This is a genomic window from Pseudarthrobacter sp. SL88, assembly GCF_026672455.1.
Classification (GTDB): domain Bacteria; phylum Actinomycetota; class Actinomycetes; order Actinomycetales; family Micrococcaceae; genus Arthrobacter.
Window position 1 is genome coordinate 3731027 of record NZ_JAPPRD010000001.1, and the last position, 15032, is coordinate 3746058.

The following is a 15032-nucleotide window of genomic DNA, read 5'->3' on the forward strand; positions in this document are numbered from 1 at the left end:
GCTGCCCCGCAGGCACGCACCCTACGATGGGCTGGTGAAAGAACAGGTCCTTCCCACGCACGACGGCGGCCACTTGGCCTTGTACAGCTACGGCACCGAGGACGCGCCCGGGGAGAAGAGGGTGGTGCTGATCGGCGGTGCCTTCCTTACCGCCCTGATCTACCGTCCGTTCTCGATCGCGCTGGCCAACGGCCTGGGTGACGGCTGGGCCGTGGACGTCTATGACCGCCGGGGCCGCGGCAGTTCATCGCCGCAGCCGGCCGGCTACTCGATGGCCACGGAGATCGAGGATGTCCGCACGGTGATGGATGCCACGGGTGCCCGCAACATCCTGGGCCACAGCCTGGGCGGTTCCGTGGCACTGAATGCTGTCCAGGAATTCACCGGAACCGGATACGTCCCCGACAAGCTGGCCGTTTACGACGCCGCGGTGAACATCGACGGCAGCATCGACATCAAGTGGCTGGACGGTTTTGAGAAGGCCGTCAATGACGGCAAGGTGGGGCACGCCCTGGCCCACATGAAGAAGGCCACCAGCCCGGGATCGGCCATGGCGAGGATTCCGGAGCCGGTGTTGGCCGGGCTGATGGCGGTTCTGTCGCGGACCAAGGTCAACAAGGTCTTCCGCCAGGTCATGCCCAGCGGTGTGGGTGAACTGCGGGCCGCATATAACGAAAAGGACCATGCCAGGGACTTCAGTGTGCTGCCCGCAGGTACGCACTTCATGGCGGGCGGGAAGAGCCCGAGCTATTACAAGGTGACGGCGGAGCGCCTGCATGCAGCGGTCCCCGGCAGCACCTTCGAGCTTTCGCCCAAGTGCTTCCACGGCTCCATCCCGGCCGCCGTCAAGGAACTGGTGGCGGACATCTCGGAGTACTTCACGGCCTGAGGCAGACACCCGCGGACTTGCACAGTAGAGTGCCCCGCGGCCGGCGCCCCCCTAACTGCGGCGTTGTGTCCGCGGTCAGGTTGCTCAGATAGGCTCAGATCATGACGCGTGAGAACATCAGGACCCCCGACGGCGGCACTCTGGAGCTCTTTACCACCGGCGCTGACCTTGCTTCCGGCGGCTCAGGGGTGGTGATCGTGCCGCCCTCCATGGTGACGGCGGCGGACTACACCAAGTTCGCCCCAGAAACTCAGTGCGGCACTGGGCCGTCCGGTGCACACGTTCAACCGCCGCGGCCGTGGTTCGTCCTCGCCGCAGCCGGAGGATTACACCCTGGACGTGGACATCCGCGACCTCGACGTGGTCATGAAACACACCTCCAGCACTGACGTTTTCGGCCACAGCTTCGGCGGAGCAGTTGCCCTGCACGCGGCCCGGACGCTGCCGGTGGAGCGGCTGGCCGTTTACGATCCCGCCGTGTCCGTCAACCAGTCCGTCAAGGCCGACTGGATTGGCGAGTACGAGACCGCCATCGCTGCCGGCGACGACGACCGCGCCCTTGCCGTCATCCAGCGTGGGCTGGAGGCGCCGGGTCCGTTGTCGTCCCGCATGCCGCTGTCCATGATGACGCTCGCCAACAAGCTGACCGCCGGGACGTCAGAGGGCAGGCAGCAGCGGGAGCTGATGCGCACCGGCGTCCGCGAAATCAAGGCCATCATCGCCGCGGACATGCCTGCCGAGCCGTTCCTGGAACTGCCCCTTGAAACGCTGATTGTCGTGGGCGAAAAGAGCCCCGCCTACTTTGGCGTGGCCTGCGGCCAGATCCACGACGTCCTGTCCGGCTCCAGCTACACCATCCTCCCCGGATTCGGGCACGACGGCGTCATCAAGGCTCCGGACAAGCTGGTCAAGGAACTGAGCGATTTCTACGCCGGCTGACCCATGTGAGGCCGCTGGTGGTTGAGCGTGTCGAAACCCGGCGGGGTTTCGACACGCTCAACCGCTGAACTACTAGTGCGCGGGGCCGTGACCCGGGCCAGCACCTTCGGTCTTGCGCATCATCGCGGAAAGTACGACGGCGGCGAAGGCGATGACGGTTGCCGTCATGAAGGCGGCACTCATCCCGGCGACGAGTCCCGACGTCGCGCTGACCACGGAGAAGATGGACACCAGCAGTGCTGTGCCGGCGGCGCCGGCAACCTGCTGCGTGGTGCTCATGATCGCCGAGCCGTGCGAGTACAGGTGCGGCGGCAGCGGGTTCAGGCCTGTGGTGAACGCGGGCGTGAACAGCAGTGCGAGGCCGAAACTCAGCCCCACGTGCAAGGTGACGATCCACGCAACCGCCGTGCCGGCGTCGAGCATGGAGAACTGCCACAGCGTCACCACCATCAGGATGGACCCCGTGACGGTCAGCGGCAGCGGCCCCACCTTGTCGAACAGGCGGCCAATGACGGGGCCGAGGAGGCCCATCGCCAGGCCGCCGGGCAACAGCGCCAGGCCGGTTTCCAGCGAGCCAAGTCCGCGGACTTCCTGCAGGTACAGCGGCAGCAGGATCACGCCGCCGAACAGCGCCATCATGGCCACCACCATCAGCAGGACGGAGACCGTGAACATGCGGAAGTTGAACGCACCAAGGTCCAGCAGCGGCGCCGAGGCCTTCTGCAGGCGGACCTGGCGCATTACGAAGACCGCCAGCGCCGCGATGCCGATGACCAACGCGGCGATGGCACCTGCACTGGGACCGGCCTGGCCGCCGTGGCCGCCGCCGATCTGGCTCAGGCCGTAAACCAGCCCACCGAAGGCCGGAACGGTCAGGAAGACGGACAGGAAGTCGAGCTTGGTCTTCTCAGTTTCGCCGATGTTCGTCAGATACTTCGCGCCGATCGCCAGGGCGGCCAGCGCCACCGGCAGGACGAACACGAACATGAAGCGCCAAGTGAAGTGCTCAAGGATCAAACCGGACACCGTTGGGCCCATGGCCGGAGCCACGGAGATGGCGATGCTGACGTTGCCCATCACCGCGCCACGCTTGGCCAGCGGAACCAGGGTGAGGATGGTGGTCATCAGCAGCGGCAGCATGATCGCCGTACCGCCGGCCTGGACGATGCGCGCCAGCAGCAGGATCTCGAATCCGGGAGCGACGGCGGCCAGTGCGGTGCCGCCGGCGAACAGCCCCATGGCCAGCATGAACACGGCGCGGGTGGAGAGGCTCTGCAGGATGAACCCTGTGGTGGGGATGACCACGGCCATGGTGAGCATGAAGCCGGTGGAGAGCCACTGCACGGTGGGGGCATCCACCTGCAGGTCCACCATGAGGCGCTGCAGCGCGACGTTCATGATGGTTTCGTTGAGGATCACCACGAAGGTAGCCACCAGCAAGGTGCTGATGATCGTCACCGATTCGCGGGACATTTTCTCCGGCGCGGCGGGTTTGGTTCCTGCCGCCTGAGCCGGCTGGCCTTTGGCGTTCGGAGATACTTCGGTAGACATGAGTGTTCCCTCAGGGAGAGTGGTGAGTGATGCGCGAACCTGGCCGCTGCAGATGCCAACACTCTACCGGCTGGAGTAATTCCTCCGCACGGAATCTTTTCCCAAACCCTGAGGGAACAACAGGTGTCAGGCGGTCTGGCCCGCGTGCTGCCCTTCCGCGATTTCTTCAACCAGTTTGCTGTTGAAGGCTGGCAGGTCATCGGGGTTGCGGCTGGTCACCAGGCCCTGGTCCACCACCACTTCCTCGTCCGTCCAGTTGGCTCCGGCGTTCTTGAGGTCGGTTTCCAACGTGAAGTAGGACGTGACGTTCCGGCCGCGGATCACGCCGGCGTCAATGAGCACCCACGGTCCGTGGCAGATGGACGCCACCGGCTTGTGCTGCTCGAAGAAGCTGCGAGTGAAGCTCTGCGCGTCCTTGTCCGCCCTCAAGTGGTCTGCGTTGACGACGCCACCGGGAATGACCAGCGCGTCAAAGTCCGAGGCGTTGGCCTCGGCGACGGTGAGGTCGACGTCGAACGTGTCTCCCTTGTCCGTGCCGTTGAAGCCCTGCAGCTTTCCGCTGCTGGGGGCGACGAGGGTGGGTTCGCCACCGGCGTCCTTCACTGCCTGCCACGGGCTGGTCAGCTCAACCTGCTCCACGCCATCCGTGAGCAGGAATGCAACCTTCTTGCCTGCGATGTTGTGTTCTGACATTGTTCCTCCTCGCTTGAAGCCGGCCGCTGCGCTCCGTTGTGAGGGCGCATTGCACTGCTTCGAGAGTTGCTTGCCTGACAGGTTCCAGCCTAGGAAAACAGAAAGTAATAAGCAAGCTGACTATCTTTTGTCCGTGTTCGGGTGGGGTGCGGCCCGTTTCGGAGCCACCTCCCGAAAACACGCTCGTTTTTATGGAACGTACGACGGCGGGCGGTGGCTTCCGCGCGCTGCGTCGCGGGGCGATGGGTTGGGGCTGATAACGGGTCGGTATTGAATTGGAGAGTCCGCGGGCTGGCGATTTTCACGGGCCGGCGGTCTGCGTGACCGTCGACTCGCCCGTGAGAGGCTGTCAAGAAGCACTTCTGGGGGGGGAATCTTGATCTCGATAGTTATTGCCATAGCCTCGTTTGCCATACCCGCACTGGTGGTCGGCACCATCCTCTACTGGATTATCAGGCTAGGCGTGAAGCACGGGCTGCGTTCCTATGACGCCGAAAAGGCTCGGGACTGAGGCCGAACGATCTGAAAACTTAGCCGGGTACGCATTTACCTATTGAACGAACCAGGACTCTCCTGAAATGTCAGACCCTCACGCGAGAATTCTTTTATGGGAAACGCGGCGGCTTCTCCGGTCGAGGAGACAGAGGTGACCGACGTCCTGGTGACCATCCCGATCTTCACCCTGCTGGGCATCACTGATGAACCGGCAGATTTGGACGGGTACGGGCCCATCCCGGCGGCCATGGCACGGAAACTCGTCGCCGACGGGGCTACCCCGTTTTACCGGGTCCTCGTCGATCCCCGCGACGGTGCGCCCTTGGAGATCGGCCGGACCAGTTACCGGCTCACGGAGGCGATGAAACGCTGGATCAGGATGCGCGACGGGCACTGCACCTTCCCCGGCTGCACCAACCCCAGCACAGACAACGAAACGGACCACCTCACCGCCTGGCAACACGACGGGACAACAGGAATCAGCAACCTGGCACAACTCTGCCCGAAACACCACCACCTCAAACACCACAGCCGCTGGACCCCCACACCAGCAACCGAAACTGAACCACCCGGCTGGACCTCCCCCACCGGCCGCCACTACCCAGCCCAACACCCCCACCCACAACCACCACACTGGCCACCCGCACTCCTCAAACTCGAACAGGACAGGGCCCTGACCGGAGACGTCATCGCGCCCGGAGACTCAGCATCGACCGGAGACCTTGCGCCGGGCGGCGACGTTGGCGCGGCCGAGGAATCTGTCGTGACCAGCGTGCCCGGCGCGCCCGGAGGCACCGCAGAGGACAGGCACCTGACAAAGACCCGAAACTTCGTCGCTGCCGGAGACCCTGCATCAGCCACAGATCTTGCATCAGCCGGAGCCGCTGGCACTGCGGGTGGGTCCAGCCCGACCGGAGCATCAGGCGCTCCGGGAAGCAACCAGCCGGACAAACTAAGCCCGCTCGAACGCGCACTCACGGCCTACCTCGCCGCCTGACGGCAGGAGCGCCTAACGGCAGGCGCGAGGGAACTCAGGCGCGTGGGCAGTCAGGCACGTGTGAACTCAGCAGCGCCTAAGAGCTCAAGGGGGCGTTGTCGATCAGCCGCACAGGACCCACCTTCGCAGCAATGAGGGCAAGGGCCTCGCCCCGGAACGGAGTCTCGCGGCAGTTTTCAGCCAGGGGCTCCAACGTGGCAGGGTCCACAACGTCGAAGTAGTCCAGCTTCACCAGCGGCTGCGACTCCACCATCGCGAGCGCAGACTCAAGGTCCAGCGGCTCATGGGCGTTGGCACGCTCCTCCAACAGCCGAAGTGCACGGGAAAGGACCAGTGCTGCATCGCGTTCGTCGTCGGACAGGAACCGGTTACGGCTGGACAGCGCCAGCCCCTCGGCAGAACGGACGGTGGGGACGCCCACGATGTCGACGGGGAAGTTGAGGTCGGCCACCATGCGCCTTACCAGGGCCAGCTGCTGGGCGTCCTTCTGGCCAAAGTAGGCGCGGTAGGCGGGCAGCCCCGTCCCCACAGATGAAGATCCGGGAGCTTTGAGCCCTTCTGATGCAGACCGGGCGGAGCCAAACCCGGCAGACGCAGAACCGGCAGACGCAGAACCGGCAGAACCTGTCGAAGCCCCTCCGGCACGGCCGGCCGCCGGGATGCCATAGTGCAGCAGCTTGGCAACAACCGTAAGCGCACCGTCGAAATGGCCTGGGCGGGATGCGCCCTCCCACTTCTCCCCCAGCCGTCCCGACGTGATCCGCACCAGCGGCTCGCCACCCGGGTAGACCTCTTCGACAGACGGTGCGAACGCGATGTCGACACCCTGGGCGTCGAGCAGTGCAAGGTCGGCGTCCAGGGTCCTCGGGTACCGGTCAAGGTCCACGGCATCACCGAACTGCAGCGGGTTCACGAAGATGCTGGCAACCACCACGTCGTTCTGTTCGACGGCGGTCCTCGCCAGGGCAGCGTGCCCCTCATGGAGCGCGCCCATGGTGGGGACCAATCCCTGCGATGCACCCTGCTTTTCGGACAGCAGCCGCGCACTCTCGGCGTGCAGTCCGGCCACGGTGGTGACAAGTTTGATGGCCACGGTCAGTCCTCCTTGGATCCGAGGGCCTGGTTCAGCCCTTCAAGCTGGTCCGCCTTCAGCAACCCGCGCGCTTCGGCCCGCCGGGCAGTGGCGCGTGCCATGGCAAGGTACGCCGCGAGGACATCGCCATGCCCGCCGCCGTCGTACTCCCGCAGGGCCTGGGCATGCGCCTCCACCGTGCCCACATCACCGCGGGCAACCGGTCCGGTCAGCGCAGACTCTCCGGACGCCAAAGCGTTTTCCAGGGTTGCCCGCAACAGGGGGCCGAGCATGCGTTCGGGCTGCTCCACACCCACCTCACGCAGCAGCTGGGACGACTGGGCCACCAGGGTGACCAGATGGTTGGACCCGTGCGCCAGGGCAGCGTGATAGAGCGTCCGGTCAGCTTCTGCGATGGCTACCGGTTCGGCGCCCATCTCCACCACCAGCGCCTGCGCAATGGGCAGCATGGCGGCATCGGCCGTGACGCCGAACGTGCAGTCGAGCAGGCGTGTCAGGTCCAGGCTCATTCCGGTGAAGGTCATAGCCGGGTGCAGCGCCAGCGGAACGGCCCCGGCAGCGCGCACGGGATGCAGCACGCCAACCCCAAACCGGCCTGATGTGTGGGCCACCAGCTGACCTGGCTGCCAGGCGCCGAGCTTCGCCAGCCCGTCCACCAGGCCGGGGAGGGCGTCGTCAGGCACAGCGAGGAGCACCAGCTCGGCGCGCTCCACGATGTCCTGCACTTCCAGGACGGGCACCCCGGGGAGCAGGGTTTCGGCCCGTTCACGGCTGGCCTCGGACACCGCGGAAACACCCACAACGGCGTGCTCAGCGGCGCGCAGGGCCGCGCCCAGGACGGCACCCACCTTGCCCGCTCCAATGATTCCGACGCCGAGGCGTCCGGGCTTAGCCATGGTGGGGGCCTTCCTGTTGGTGGTGGGCTTCATTTCCGAATGGCCCGGTTCCAGCCGCCGGAGACTCAGGGTCAGCACGCTGAGGCGCCACCTGGCGGAGCCACTGTTCGGTGGTTTGCCGTTTCCGGGCCAGCCGGGCACGGGCCGACTGCTCATCGAAGAGCGCCCGCGCCTCGTCCAGCCCGGCCTGCGTCAGGCGCGGAACCACCGGACCGGCGGTGGTGTGCAGGACCAGGTCGGCCACCCGGAACCGCCGGGCCAGCGGGCCCTGGTGCAGCGCCATGGACTGGGTGCGCTGGTGCGGCACGAGCACCAGGTTCCGCCACCAACGCCCCGAACGGATGAGCAGAGCAGTATCCGTGGCGGCGAAGCCGTTGCGCCGCCACCCAAGCGGGGCCAGCAGCCGGGCGCGGCGCGGGGTGGTGACGAAGCCGCCGTCGGAACCCAGCCCGGTGAGGCCCGCGCCGAAAACCTCGGCAGGGCGGGACGTGCCGGGGTCGGGCAGCACCAAAGCGAGCATGTTCATCGCATCGTCGAGCTTGCCGACGGGCAGGAGGGTGGTCCGGGATGACGCTTCCCCCGCGTTCTCCACCAGCCCATAACCGGCCACATTGACCTGCATCCGGTACCAGCCGAACGGCCGCCACAGCGGCGGCTGGCTGATCTTCAGCGCCTGGATCCGCCCCGGCGGGAGCGTCTGCGCCTGGGTATCCAGCAATCCGTAACGGAGCCGGATACCGTCCGGCGAGATGGCGGCCGTGAAGTTGTATCCCTTGTTGAACAGGTTCCAGTAGCTCGCCGCGAGGCCAAGCGCCGCGGGAATCAGGTAGAAATAAAACGCCCGGTTGTCCGTAACAGCCGAGAGCACCACCGATGCCACACCGCCCACCACCACGAACAGGCTCTGCTCGCTCAGCAGCAGTGAACCGATAAGGCGCGACGGCGGTACGGACAGAACCGGATACTCCGGCGCCTCGGGCGCGGGGGCGCCAGGGTTTTCGGCATCTTCATCGATACCAGCGGCACGGGCCAGGATAGTGGCCCGCAACTGCTGGGCGTCATCGATCTTCAGGTAAGCCAGCCGCACCGCAGATTCACCGGCGTCGGCCACCTCAAACTTGAGTTCGCCCAGCCCGAAGATACGCGCCAGCAGCGGCTGCACGATATCGATGGCCTGCACCCGGTCCAGCCGGGCCTGTCGCTGCTGCCGGAACAGGAAGCCCGTGTTGACGCGAACGTAGCCGCCGGACACCTGGTACTTCGTGAAGTACCAGGTGAGGACAAAGCTGAGGACCGCCACCAGCAGGACGGCGCCGCCGCCTGCCACCAGCCAGGGCACCCGGCCGGCAAATCCGTCTTCGAACATGGGCCTGCCCTGCAGAATCCGTTCAAAGATGTCCCGGCCGAAGAAGAAGCCGATGGCGGCCAGCGCGACCCAGCCGCGTACAAAGGGTGACGCCGGATGGACACGCAACCATCCGTCGTCGGGCGTTGCGATCCCGGGACCCGCACCGTCCGCAGCAGTGGCAGTTGATGCGGCGGGCACCGAGCCTGCGGGCACGGAGCCGCCTGAAACTGAGCTGGCGGACGTTGAGCCGGCGGGCTGTGATCTGGCAGGCGTGGGGTCAGCGGATGCAGCACTGTCTTCCCGCACCCCGTGACGGGGGAACCGCCCGTCAGCGGTCACAGTCCTGCCAGCCTGGCCTCGCCGCGGGCCGCGAGCTGCTCACGGAGCCGCGCTCCCTCTGCCTCCGGCAGCCCGGGGATGTGCGCGTTGGTGCCGGGCGATGCTGTGTGCAGCTTGACCGTGCACAGGCCAAGGCTGCGCTCAACGGGGCCCACGGCGACGTCCACGTACTGCATCCGGCCATAAGGGACAGCCATAGTCCGCTGGAAGAAGATGCCGCTGCGGACCAGGAGGTCGTCGTCACGCTCGGCGTAGCCGATGGCCCGGACCTGGCGCGGGATCAGCACCAGCCGCCAGAGGGCCACAACCAGCGTCACGGCCGGAACGGTGATGGCCAGCCACAGCGGCGGCCACCGCCACCACTCGAGCAGGACAAACACGAGCGGAAGGCTGAGGATTACGACGGCGGCCAGGTTGCCGAGTGCCCACTGCACCAGCCGGACGGTAACGAACTTCGGTGACACCCGGTGCCAGTCGATGCCGGGCGGGTCAATCGCCTCGGTACGCATATTCGCCTTCCCCGGCGGCTTCTCCCCGTGGTGCGCGGCCCGGCTTGCCGTCCACGCCCTTCGTGTCGCCGTCCTCCGGCGGAATCTTGCAGAACCTCTCTACCAGCAGGCCAACGATGATCATCACCAGGCCGCCGCCGGCCATGCCGAGCGCCAGCCAGGCGATGTCCTGGTGGCTGCGGAAGCTCCAGATCCGCAGCTGGTCCAGGAAGATTCCCACATGCCAGCCGAGCAGCACCGTTCCGGCGTAGGCACAGGCCTGGGCCAGGATGAGCGTGCGGGCGGCGAGCAGCGGATCCAGTGCTGTCTTCTTTGCCGTGCTGTTGGGCTTGATGCTGTTCCGCCAGCGCAGGATGCGGATGCCCAGGACCAGGGTGATGGCCACGATCACGCCCATGGTGGCCAGCGCGGTGGCCGGCAGCACCGGAGTGGCCATGCCGTAGCGGCTGGTGAGCACCGTTCCGGCCCAGCCGGCCACGGTCAGGATGACGCCGATCAGCAGCAGCCGCAGCGGGTTGATGGGCTTCAACGGTCCGTCACCGCCCCGGCGGTCGGCATCCCGTCAAAGTCGCCGAAACCATCGAACGGGGCAAGGTCGCCGAAGTCCTCCGCCCGGGCTGCGAGGGCACTGATACGCTCCCCCTCAAGGGTGGCCGCCGGGTCGATCAGGGACCATGGATACAGCACGAAAGCCCGGCTGGCAGCGCGCGGGTGCGGCAGGGTCAACACGGGGTCGTCGCTGCGCACGTTGCCGTAGGTGATGATGTCGACGTCGAGCGTCCGCGGCCCCCAGCGCACCTCGCGGACCCGGAGGTGCTTGTTCTCCACCGCCTGGCAATGCCCCAGCAGTTCATGGGGAGTCAGGCTGGTTTCAACGGTGAGGACCATGTTCAGGAAATCCGGTTGCCCCGGCGGGCCGCCCACGGCTTTGGTCTGGATGATCGGGGACACCGCAAGGAGGCGGACCTCCGGCGGGTCAACGAGGTCAGCCACCGCGCTGGACAGGGTGTCGTTGCGTTCGCCGAGGTTGCTCCCCAGGGCCAGGACCGCCTTGGTGAAGCCTGCGTTCACGGGGTGCCCCCGGAAGCCGGTTCCACCGGGCGGCCGGAAACGGTGGCGGTCCGTTCGCGGTGCACCGAAACGGCCACGTCCCCGAAGGGCACCTCGATGGGCGCCTGAGGTTTGTGTACGGTGATATCCACGGCCTGGAGGCCGAACTCGGACAGCAGGCCGTCGGCGATCCGGACCGCCAGCGCCTCAATAAGGTTCAGCGGCTCTCCGGAAATCCATTCAGTAATACGCTGCGCCACCTCGCCGTAGTGGGCGGTGTCGCTGACGTCGTCGGACTCCGCGGCAGCGGCGAAGTCGAGATACAGGACGGCGTCCACAACAAAAGGCTGGCCCTCGCGGCGCTCAAAATCAAACACACCATGATGGCCGACGGCCGTCACACCAGTCAGCGTAATCCTGTCCATGGGTCCCCCGGCCGCTTACGGTGCTTTGGGTACTGCCGCCATGCGCGCGGCGACCTTGACGGCGTCAAGGCTGGATCCGACGTCGTGCACGCGGACGGCCCAAGCGCCACGGGCGGCGCTGATGGCCGTGATGGCTGCCGTGGCTCCGTCACGCTCTTCCGGGGCTGCGGACTTGCCTGCCACCGTAAGGAGGGTGCCGAGGAACCGCTTGCGGGAGGCGGCCACCAGGACGCGGTGGCCCAGGGCCTCCAGCTTCTCCAGGTTCTGCAGCAACTCCCAGTTCTGGGCGTCGTTCTTCGCAAAGCCCAGGCCGGGGTCGACGATGATCTGCTCAGCGCTGACGCCGGCGGCATACAGCTTGTCCCGCACTCCGGCCAGTTCTGCCACCACTTCGCCGGCCACGTCCGTGTACTCCGCGAGGGAGTTCATGGTGCGGGCATCGCCGCGGCGGTGGGTGAGGATGTACGGCGCCTTGGACGAGGCCACGAGCTCAGCCATTTCGGGTTCGATGGTCAGCCCGGAAACGTCGTTGATGATGGCGGCGCCGGCCTTCAGCGCGGCGGCGGCGGTGGCGGCGTGGGTGGTGTCGATGCTGACCAGGGCACCAGCCTTGACCAGTGCTTCGATGACGGGGAGGACACGCTTCTGCTCTTCGTCCGGGGAGACGTCCTCAGCGCCGGGACGGGTCGATTCCCCGCCGACGTCGATGATGTCCGCGCCGGCGTAAAACATGCGCAGGCCCGCGGCGATGGCGGTGTCCGCCGTGGCGTGCTTGCCGCCGTCGCTGAACGAATCCGGGGTGACATTGAGGATGCCCATGACCAGGGTGCGGTCTGTGGGCAGGTCCTCGAAGCGCGCGGCCGGGCGCGGTTTGCGCAGGATGGGCAGCGGCGAGGTTGCGGGCCCGGTTCCCGGGGCTGCAGCTAGTGAGTCCATGGTCTTGTGTGGTTACCTTCCGAGGATGAGGCTCATGGCCTCGGCACGGGTGGCCGGGTCATGAAGCTGCCCGCGGACCGCACTGGTGACGGTCTTTGCTCCGGGCTTGCGGATACCGCGCATTGACATGCACATGTGCTCGCATTCGACAACGACGATGGCCCCACGCGGCTTGAGGTGGAGGACCAGCGCTTCGACAATCTCCGTGGTGAGCCGCTCCTGCACCTGGGGGCGGCGGGCGTAGATGTCCACGAGCCGGGCCAGCTTGCTCAGTCCGGTGACCTTCCCGTCATGGGAGGGAATATAGCCGACGTGGGCCACACCGTGGAACGGCACCAGGTGGTGCTCGCAGGTGGAGTAGAAGGGGATGTCCTTCACCAGGACCAGTTCTTCATGGTCCAGCTCGAACGTGGTGGACAGGACGTCGGCGGGGTCGTGGTGCAGTCCCGCAAAGACCTCGGCGTACGCCTTCGCCACCCGCTTGGGGGTGTCGATAAGGCCGCCACGGTCCGGGTCCTCGCCGATGGCCAGGAGGATTTCGCGGACAGCCGCTTCAATCCTTGGCCGGTCCACCTTGTGGTGCGGGGCATGGGTGGAACCGTCCTCCACCGGGTAGGCGGAGGCGGAAACGGCGTCGTCGTCGAAGGAAGTCACAGGGAAAGCTTAGCCGCGAAGGGTGTCCGGCCCCGATTCGGGGACGCCTCCCTGGAACGGTGCGTCTTCCGGAACGCCCTGCGGATGCGGCGGCTGGGCGTCCAGCGGCTCGTCCAGGCGGGCCTGCTTGGCTTCCTCCTGGGCCTCCCGTTCGGCCCGCTCCTGGCGGGACTCTACGGGACCGGCCGTCTGGACGGGACGGGATTCCTTCGAAAGCCATACCTCACGGAAATCGCGCTTGCGGATGTCCCGGAAGATGTCGGCGATCTCGGCCTGGTTAAGGGTTTCCCGCTCCAGCAGCTCCAAGGCAAGGCGGTCAAGGACATCACGGTTCTCAGTGAGGATGGCGTAGGCCTCGTCATGGGCCTGGTCGATCAGTCGGCGCACTTCCTCGTCCACCACGTAGGCGATCTGGTCGGAGTAGTTGCGCTCGTGCCCGGCGTCGCGGCCCAGGAACGGCTCGCCGCCGCCCTGGCCCAGGCGCACAGCGCCCACGCGTTCGCTCATGCCGTATTCGGTGACCATCTTGCGGGCGGTCCCGGTGGCCTTCTCAATGTCGTTCGAGGCGCCGGTGGACGGATCGTGGAACACGATTTCCTCGGCCACGCGGCCGCCCATGGCGTACGCCATCTGGTCCAGGAGCTCGTTGCGGGTGACGGAGTACTTGTCGTTGTCCGGCACCACCATGGTGTAGCCCAGGGCACGGCCGCGGGGAAGGATGGTGATCTTGGTGACCGGGGCCGAGTTCCGCAGGGCGGCCGCCACCAGGGCGTGGCCGCCTTCGTGGTAGGCGGTGATCTTGCGTTCGTGTTCCTTCATGACCCGGCTGCGCTTCTGCGGGCCGGCCATCACGCGGTCGATTGCCTCGTCCAGGGCGCGGTCGTCAATGAGGTTGGCGTTGGAACGCGCGGTCAGCAGGGCGGCCTCGTTAAGCACGTTGGCCAGGTCCGCGCCGGTGTAGCCGGGGGTCTTCTTGGCAACGGCCTTGAGGTCGACGCCGGGAGCCATCGGCTTGCCCTTGGCGTGCACCTGCAGGATCTGGTCACGGCCGATCATGTCCGGCGCGTCGACGCCGATCTGCCGGTCGAAACGGCCCGGCCGCAGCAGCGCGGGGTCCAGGACGTCAGGGCGGTTGGTGGCGGCGATGAGGATGACGTTGGTCTTGACGTCGAAGCCGTCCATCTCCACCAGCAGCTGGTTGAGGGTCTGCTCGCGTTCGTCGTTGCCGCCGCCGATGCCGGCGCCGCGGTGGCGGCCGACGGCGTCGATTTCGTCCACGAAAATGATCGCCGGGGAGTTGGCCTTGGCCTGTTCGAAGAGGTCGCGGACGCGGGACGCACCGACACCAACGAACATTTCCACGAAGTCCGAGCCGGAGATCGAGAAGAAGGGGACGCCTGCTTCACCGGCAACGGCGCGGGCCAGCAGGGTCTTACCGGTACCGGGAGGGCCGTACAGCAGCACGCCCTTGGGGATCTTGGCGCCGACGGCCTGGAATTTGGCCGGTTCCTGCAGGAATTCCTTGATCTCCTGGAGCTCTTCGACGGCTTCATCGGAACCGGCGACGTCCGCGAAGGTCACCTGCGGCATGTCCTTGCTGACCATCTTGGCCTTGGACTTGCCGAACTGCATGATCTTGGAGCCGCCGCCCTGCATGCGGGTCATGAGGAACCAGAAGAGGGCGCCCAGCAGGATGACCGGAATGAGGAGGGACAGCAGGCCGGAGAACCAGTTGCTCTCGATGGGCTGGTCTGTGTAGCCCTGCGCCGGCTTGGAATCGGTGACAGCCTTGACCACGTCCGTGGCGCGCGCATCGACGAAGAAGAACTGGACGCTCTTGCCCTTGTTCTGGCCGTCCACCTCCAGGTCATCCTTCAGCGTGAGATCAACGCGGTTCTCACCGTCGAAGATCTTGGCCTGCTCCACATTGTTGCCGGCAAGCAGTTCCAAGCCCTTATCGGTGTCGATCCGCGACGCACCGCCGGGGGCCAGGGTTGCAAAAGCCACCAGGAGCAGACCGACAACGACGACGATCCAGATGCCCGGGCCCTTGAAGAAATTCTTAGCTTTCATCTGTTCGGGGGCTGGCCCCGTCCCTTCCGGTAGTGCTGCACGGCGTCTAATTCGCGCGCGTGATGGTGCTGCGTCAGCTTCTAGCTATACACCGTCCGGAGTACATCACGCATGATGAAAAGCAAAAGTTCCCTGTGGGCGTAGC

At 66.3% G+C, this 15032-nt stretch carries 13 protein-coding genes and 2 pseudogenes; 3 read left to right on the plus strand and 12 right to left on the minus strand.

The genetic code is table 11. From position 1 onward, the window contains the following. Positions 1–34: 34 nt before the first annotated feature. Both OVA06_RS16915 and OVA06_RS16920 read left to right on the plus strand, forming a co-directional pair. Positions 35–889 carry an alpha/beta fold hydrolase gene (locus tag OVA06_RS16915; RefSeq protein WP_268159880.1) on the plus strand — a complete coding sequence of 285 codons (855 nt, stop codon included), beginning with the start codon at positions 35–37 and terminating at the stop codon, positions 887–889. A 101-nt stretch (positions 890–990) separates the two neighbouring features. Next, positions 991–1828, plus strand: a pseudogene (locus OVA06_RS16920) (alpha/beta fold hydrolase). A 72-nt stretch (positions 1829–1900) separates the two neighbouring features. Here the strand turns inward: OVA06_RS16920 and OVA06_RS16925 are convergent. Together OVA06_RS16925 and OVA06_RS16930 are read right to left on the minus strand one after the other, a co-directional pair. Continuing rightward, positions 1901–3379, minus strand: a complete 1479-nt coding sequence (locus OVA06_RS16925) for a DHA2 family efflux MFS transporter permease subunit (RefSeq protein WP_268159884.1) — start codon at positions 3377–3379, stop codon at positions 1901–1903. A 126-nt stretch (positions 3380–3505) separates the two neighbouring features. Further along, positions 3506–4072 carry a type 1 glutamine amidotransferase domain-containing protein gene (locus tag OVA06_RS16930; RefSeq protein ID WP_261618547.1) on the minus strand — a complete coding sequence of 189 codons (567 nt, stop codon included), beginning with the start codon at positions 4070–4072 and terminating at the stop codon, positions 3506–3508. Positions 4073–4724: 652 nt separating this feature from the next. Between OVA06_RS16930 and OVA06_RS16935 the strand changes: the two are divergent. Next, positions 4725–5564, plus strand: a pseudogene (locus OVA06_RS16935) (HNH endonuclease signature motif containing protein); the annotation flags it as partial. A gap of 76 nt (positions 5565–5640) precedes the next feature. Here OVA06_RS16935 and OVA06_RS16940 read toward each other — a convergent pair. The 10 genes from OVA06_RS16940 to ftsH form a co-directional block, all read right to left on the minus strand. Beyond that, the gene (locus tag OVA06_RS16940; RefSeq protein WP_268159886.1) at positions 5641–6657 is read right to left on the minus strand and encodes a 4-phosphopantoate--beta-alanine ligase; all 1017 of its coding nucleotides are present in this window, start codon (positions 6655–6657) and stop codon (positions 5641–5643) included. 2 nt (positions 6658–6659) lie between these two features. Next, positions 6660–7553, minus strand: coding sequence for a Rossmann-like and DUF2520 domain-containing protein (locus OVA06_RS16945; RefSeq protein ID WP_268159888.1), 894 nt, complete (start codon positions 7551–7553; stop codon positions 6660–6662). Further along, the gene (locus OVA06_RS16950) at positions 7546–9114 is read right to left on the minus strand and encodes a PH domain-containing protein (protein WP_442793562.1); all 1569 of its coding nucleotides are present in this window, start codon (positions 9112–9114) and stop codon (positions 7546–7548) included. The genes OVA06_RS16945 and OVA06_RS16950 overlap by 8 nt, the downstream gene beginning before the upstream one ends. 122 nt (positions 9115–9236) lie before the next feature. Next, complete coding sequence (locus OVA06_RS16955; protein ID WP_045731904.1) at positions 9237–9749, minus strand: PH domain-containing protein; 513 nt, start codon at positions 9747–9749, stop codon at positions 9237–9239. Then, positions 9730–10278: a DUF3180 domain-containing protein gene (locus OVA06_RS16960; protein WP_268159891.1), complete on the minus strand. Its 549-nt coding sequence runs from the start codon at positions 10276–10278 to the stop codon at positions 9730–9732. Before OVA06_RS16960 ends, OVA06_RS16955 begins: the two co-directional genes overlap by 20 nt. Continuing rightward, a complete protein-coding gene (gene folK, locus OVA06_RS16965; protein ID WP_268159893.1) occupies positions 10275–10820 on the minus strand; it encodes a 2-amino-4-hydroxy-6-hydroxymethyldihydropteridine diphosphokinase in 546 nt (181 codons plus the stop codon). Before folK ends, OVA06_RS16960 begins: the two co-directional genes overlap by 4 nt. Continuing rightward, complete coding sequence (gene folB / locus OVA06_RS16970; RefSeq protein WP_268159895.1) at positions 10817–11224, minus strand: dihydroneopterin aldolase; 408 nt, start codon at positions 11222–11224, stop codon at positions 10817–10819. Before folB ends, folK begins: the two co-directional genes overlap by 4 nt. Positions 11225–11239: 15 nt before the next feature. Further along, positions 11240–12160 carry a dihydropteroate synthase gene (folP, locus tag OVA06_RS16975; RefSeq protein WP_268159897.1) on the minus strand — a complete coding sequence of 307 codons (921 nt, stop codon included), beginning with the start codon at positions 12158–12160 and terminating at the stop codon, positions 11240–11242. Between the two features lie 12 nt (positions 12161–12172). Then, positions 12173–12814, minus strand: a complete 642-nt coding sequence (gene folE, locus OVA06_RS16980) for a GTP cyclohydrolase I FolE (protein ID WP_268159899.1) — start codon at positions 12812–12814, stop codon at positions 12173–12175. 9 nt (positions 12815–12823) lie between these two features. Beyond that, complete coding sequence (gene ftsH / locus OVA06_RS16985; RefSeq protein WP_268159901.1) at positions 12824–14887, minus strand: ATP-dependent zinc metalloprotease FtsH; 2064 nt, start codon at positions 14885–14887, stop codon at positions 12824–12826. Positions 14888–15032 lie beyond the last annotated feature (145 nt).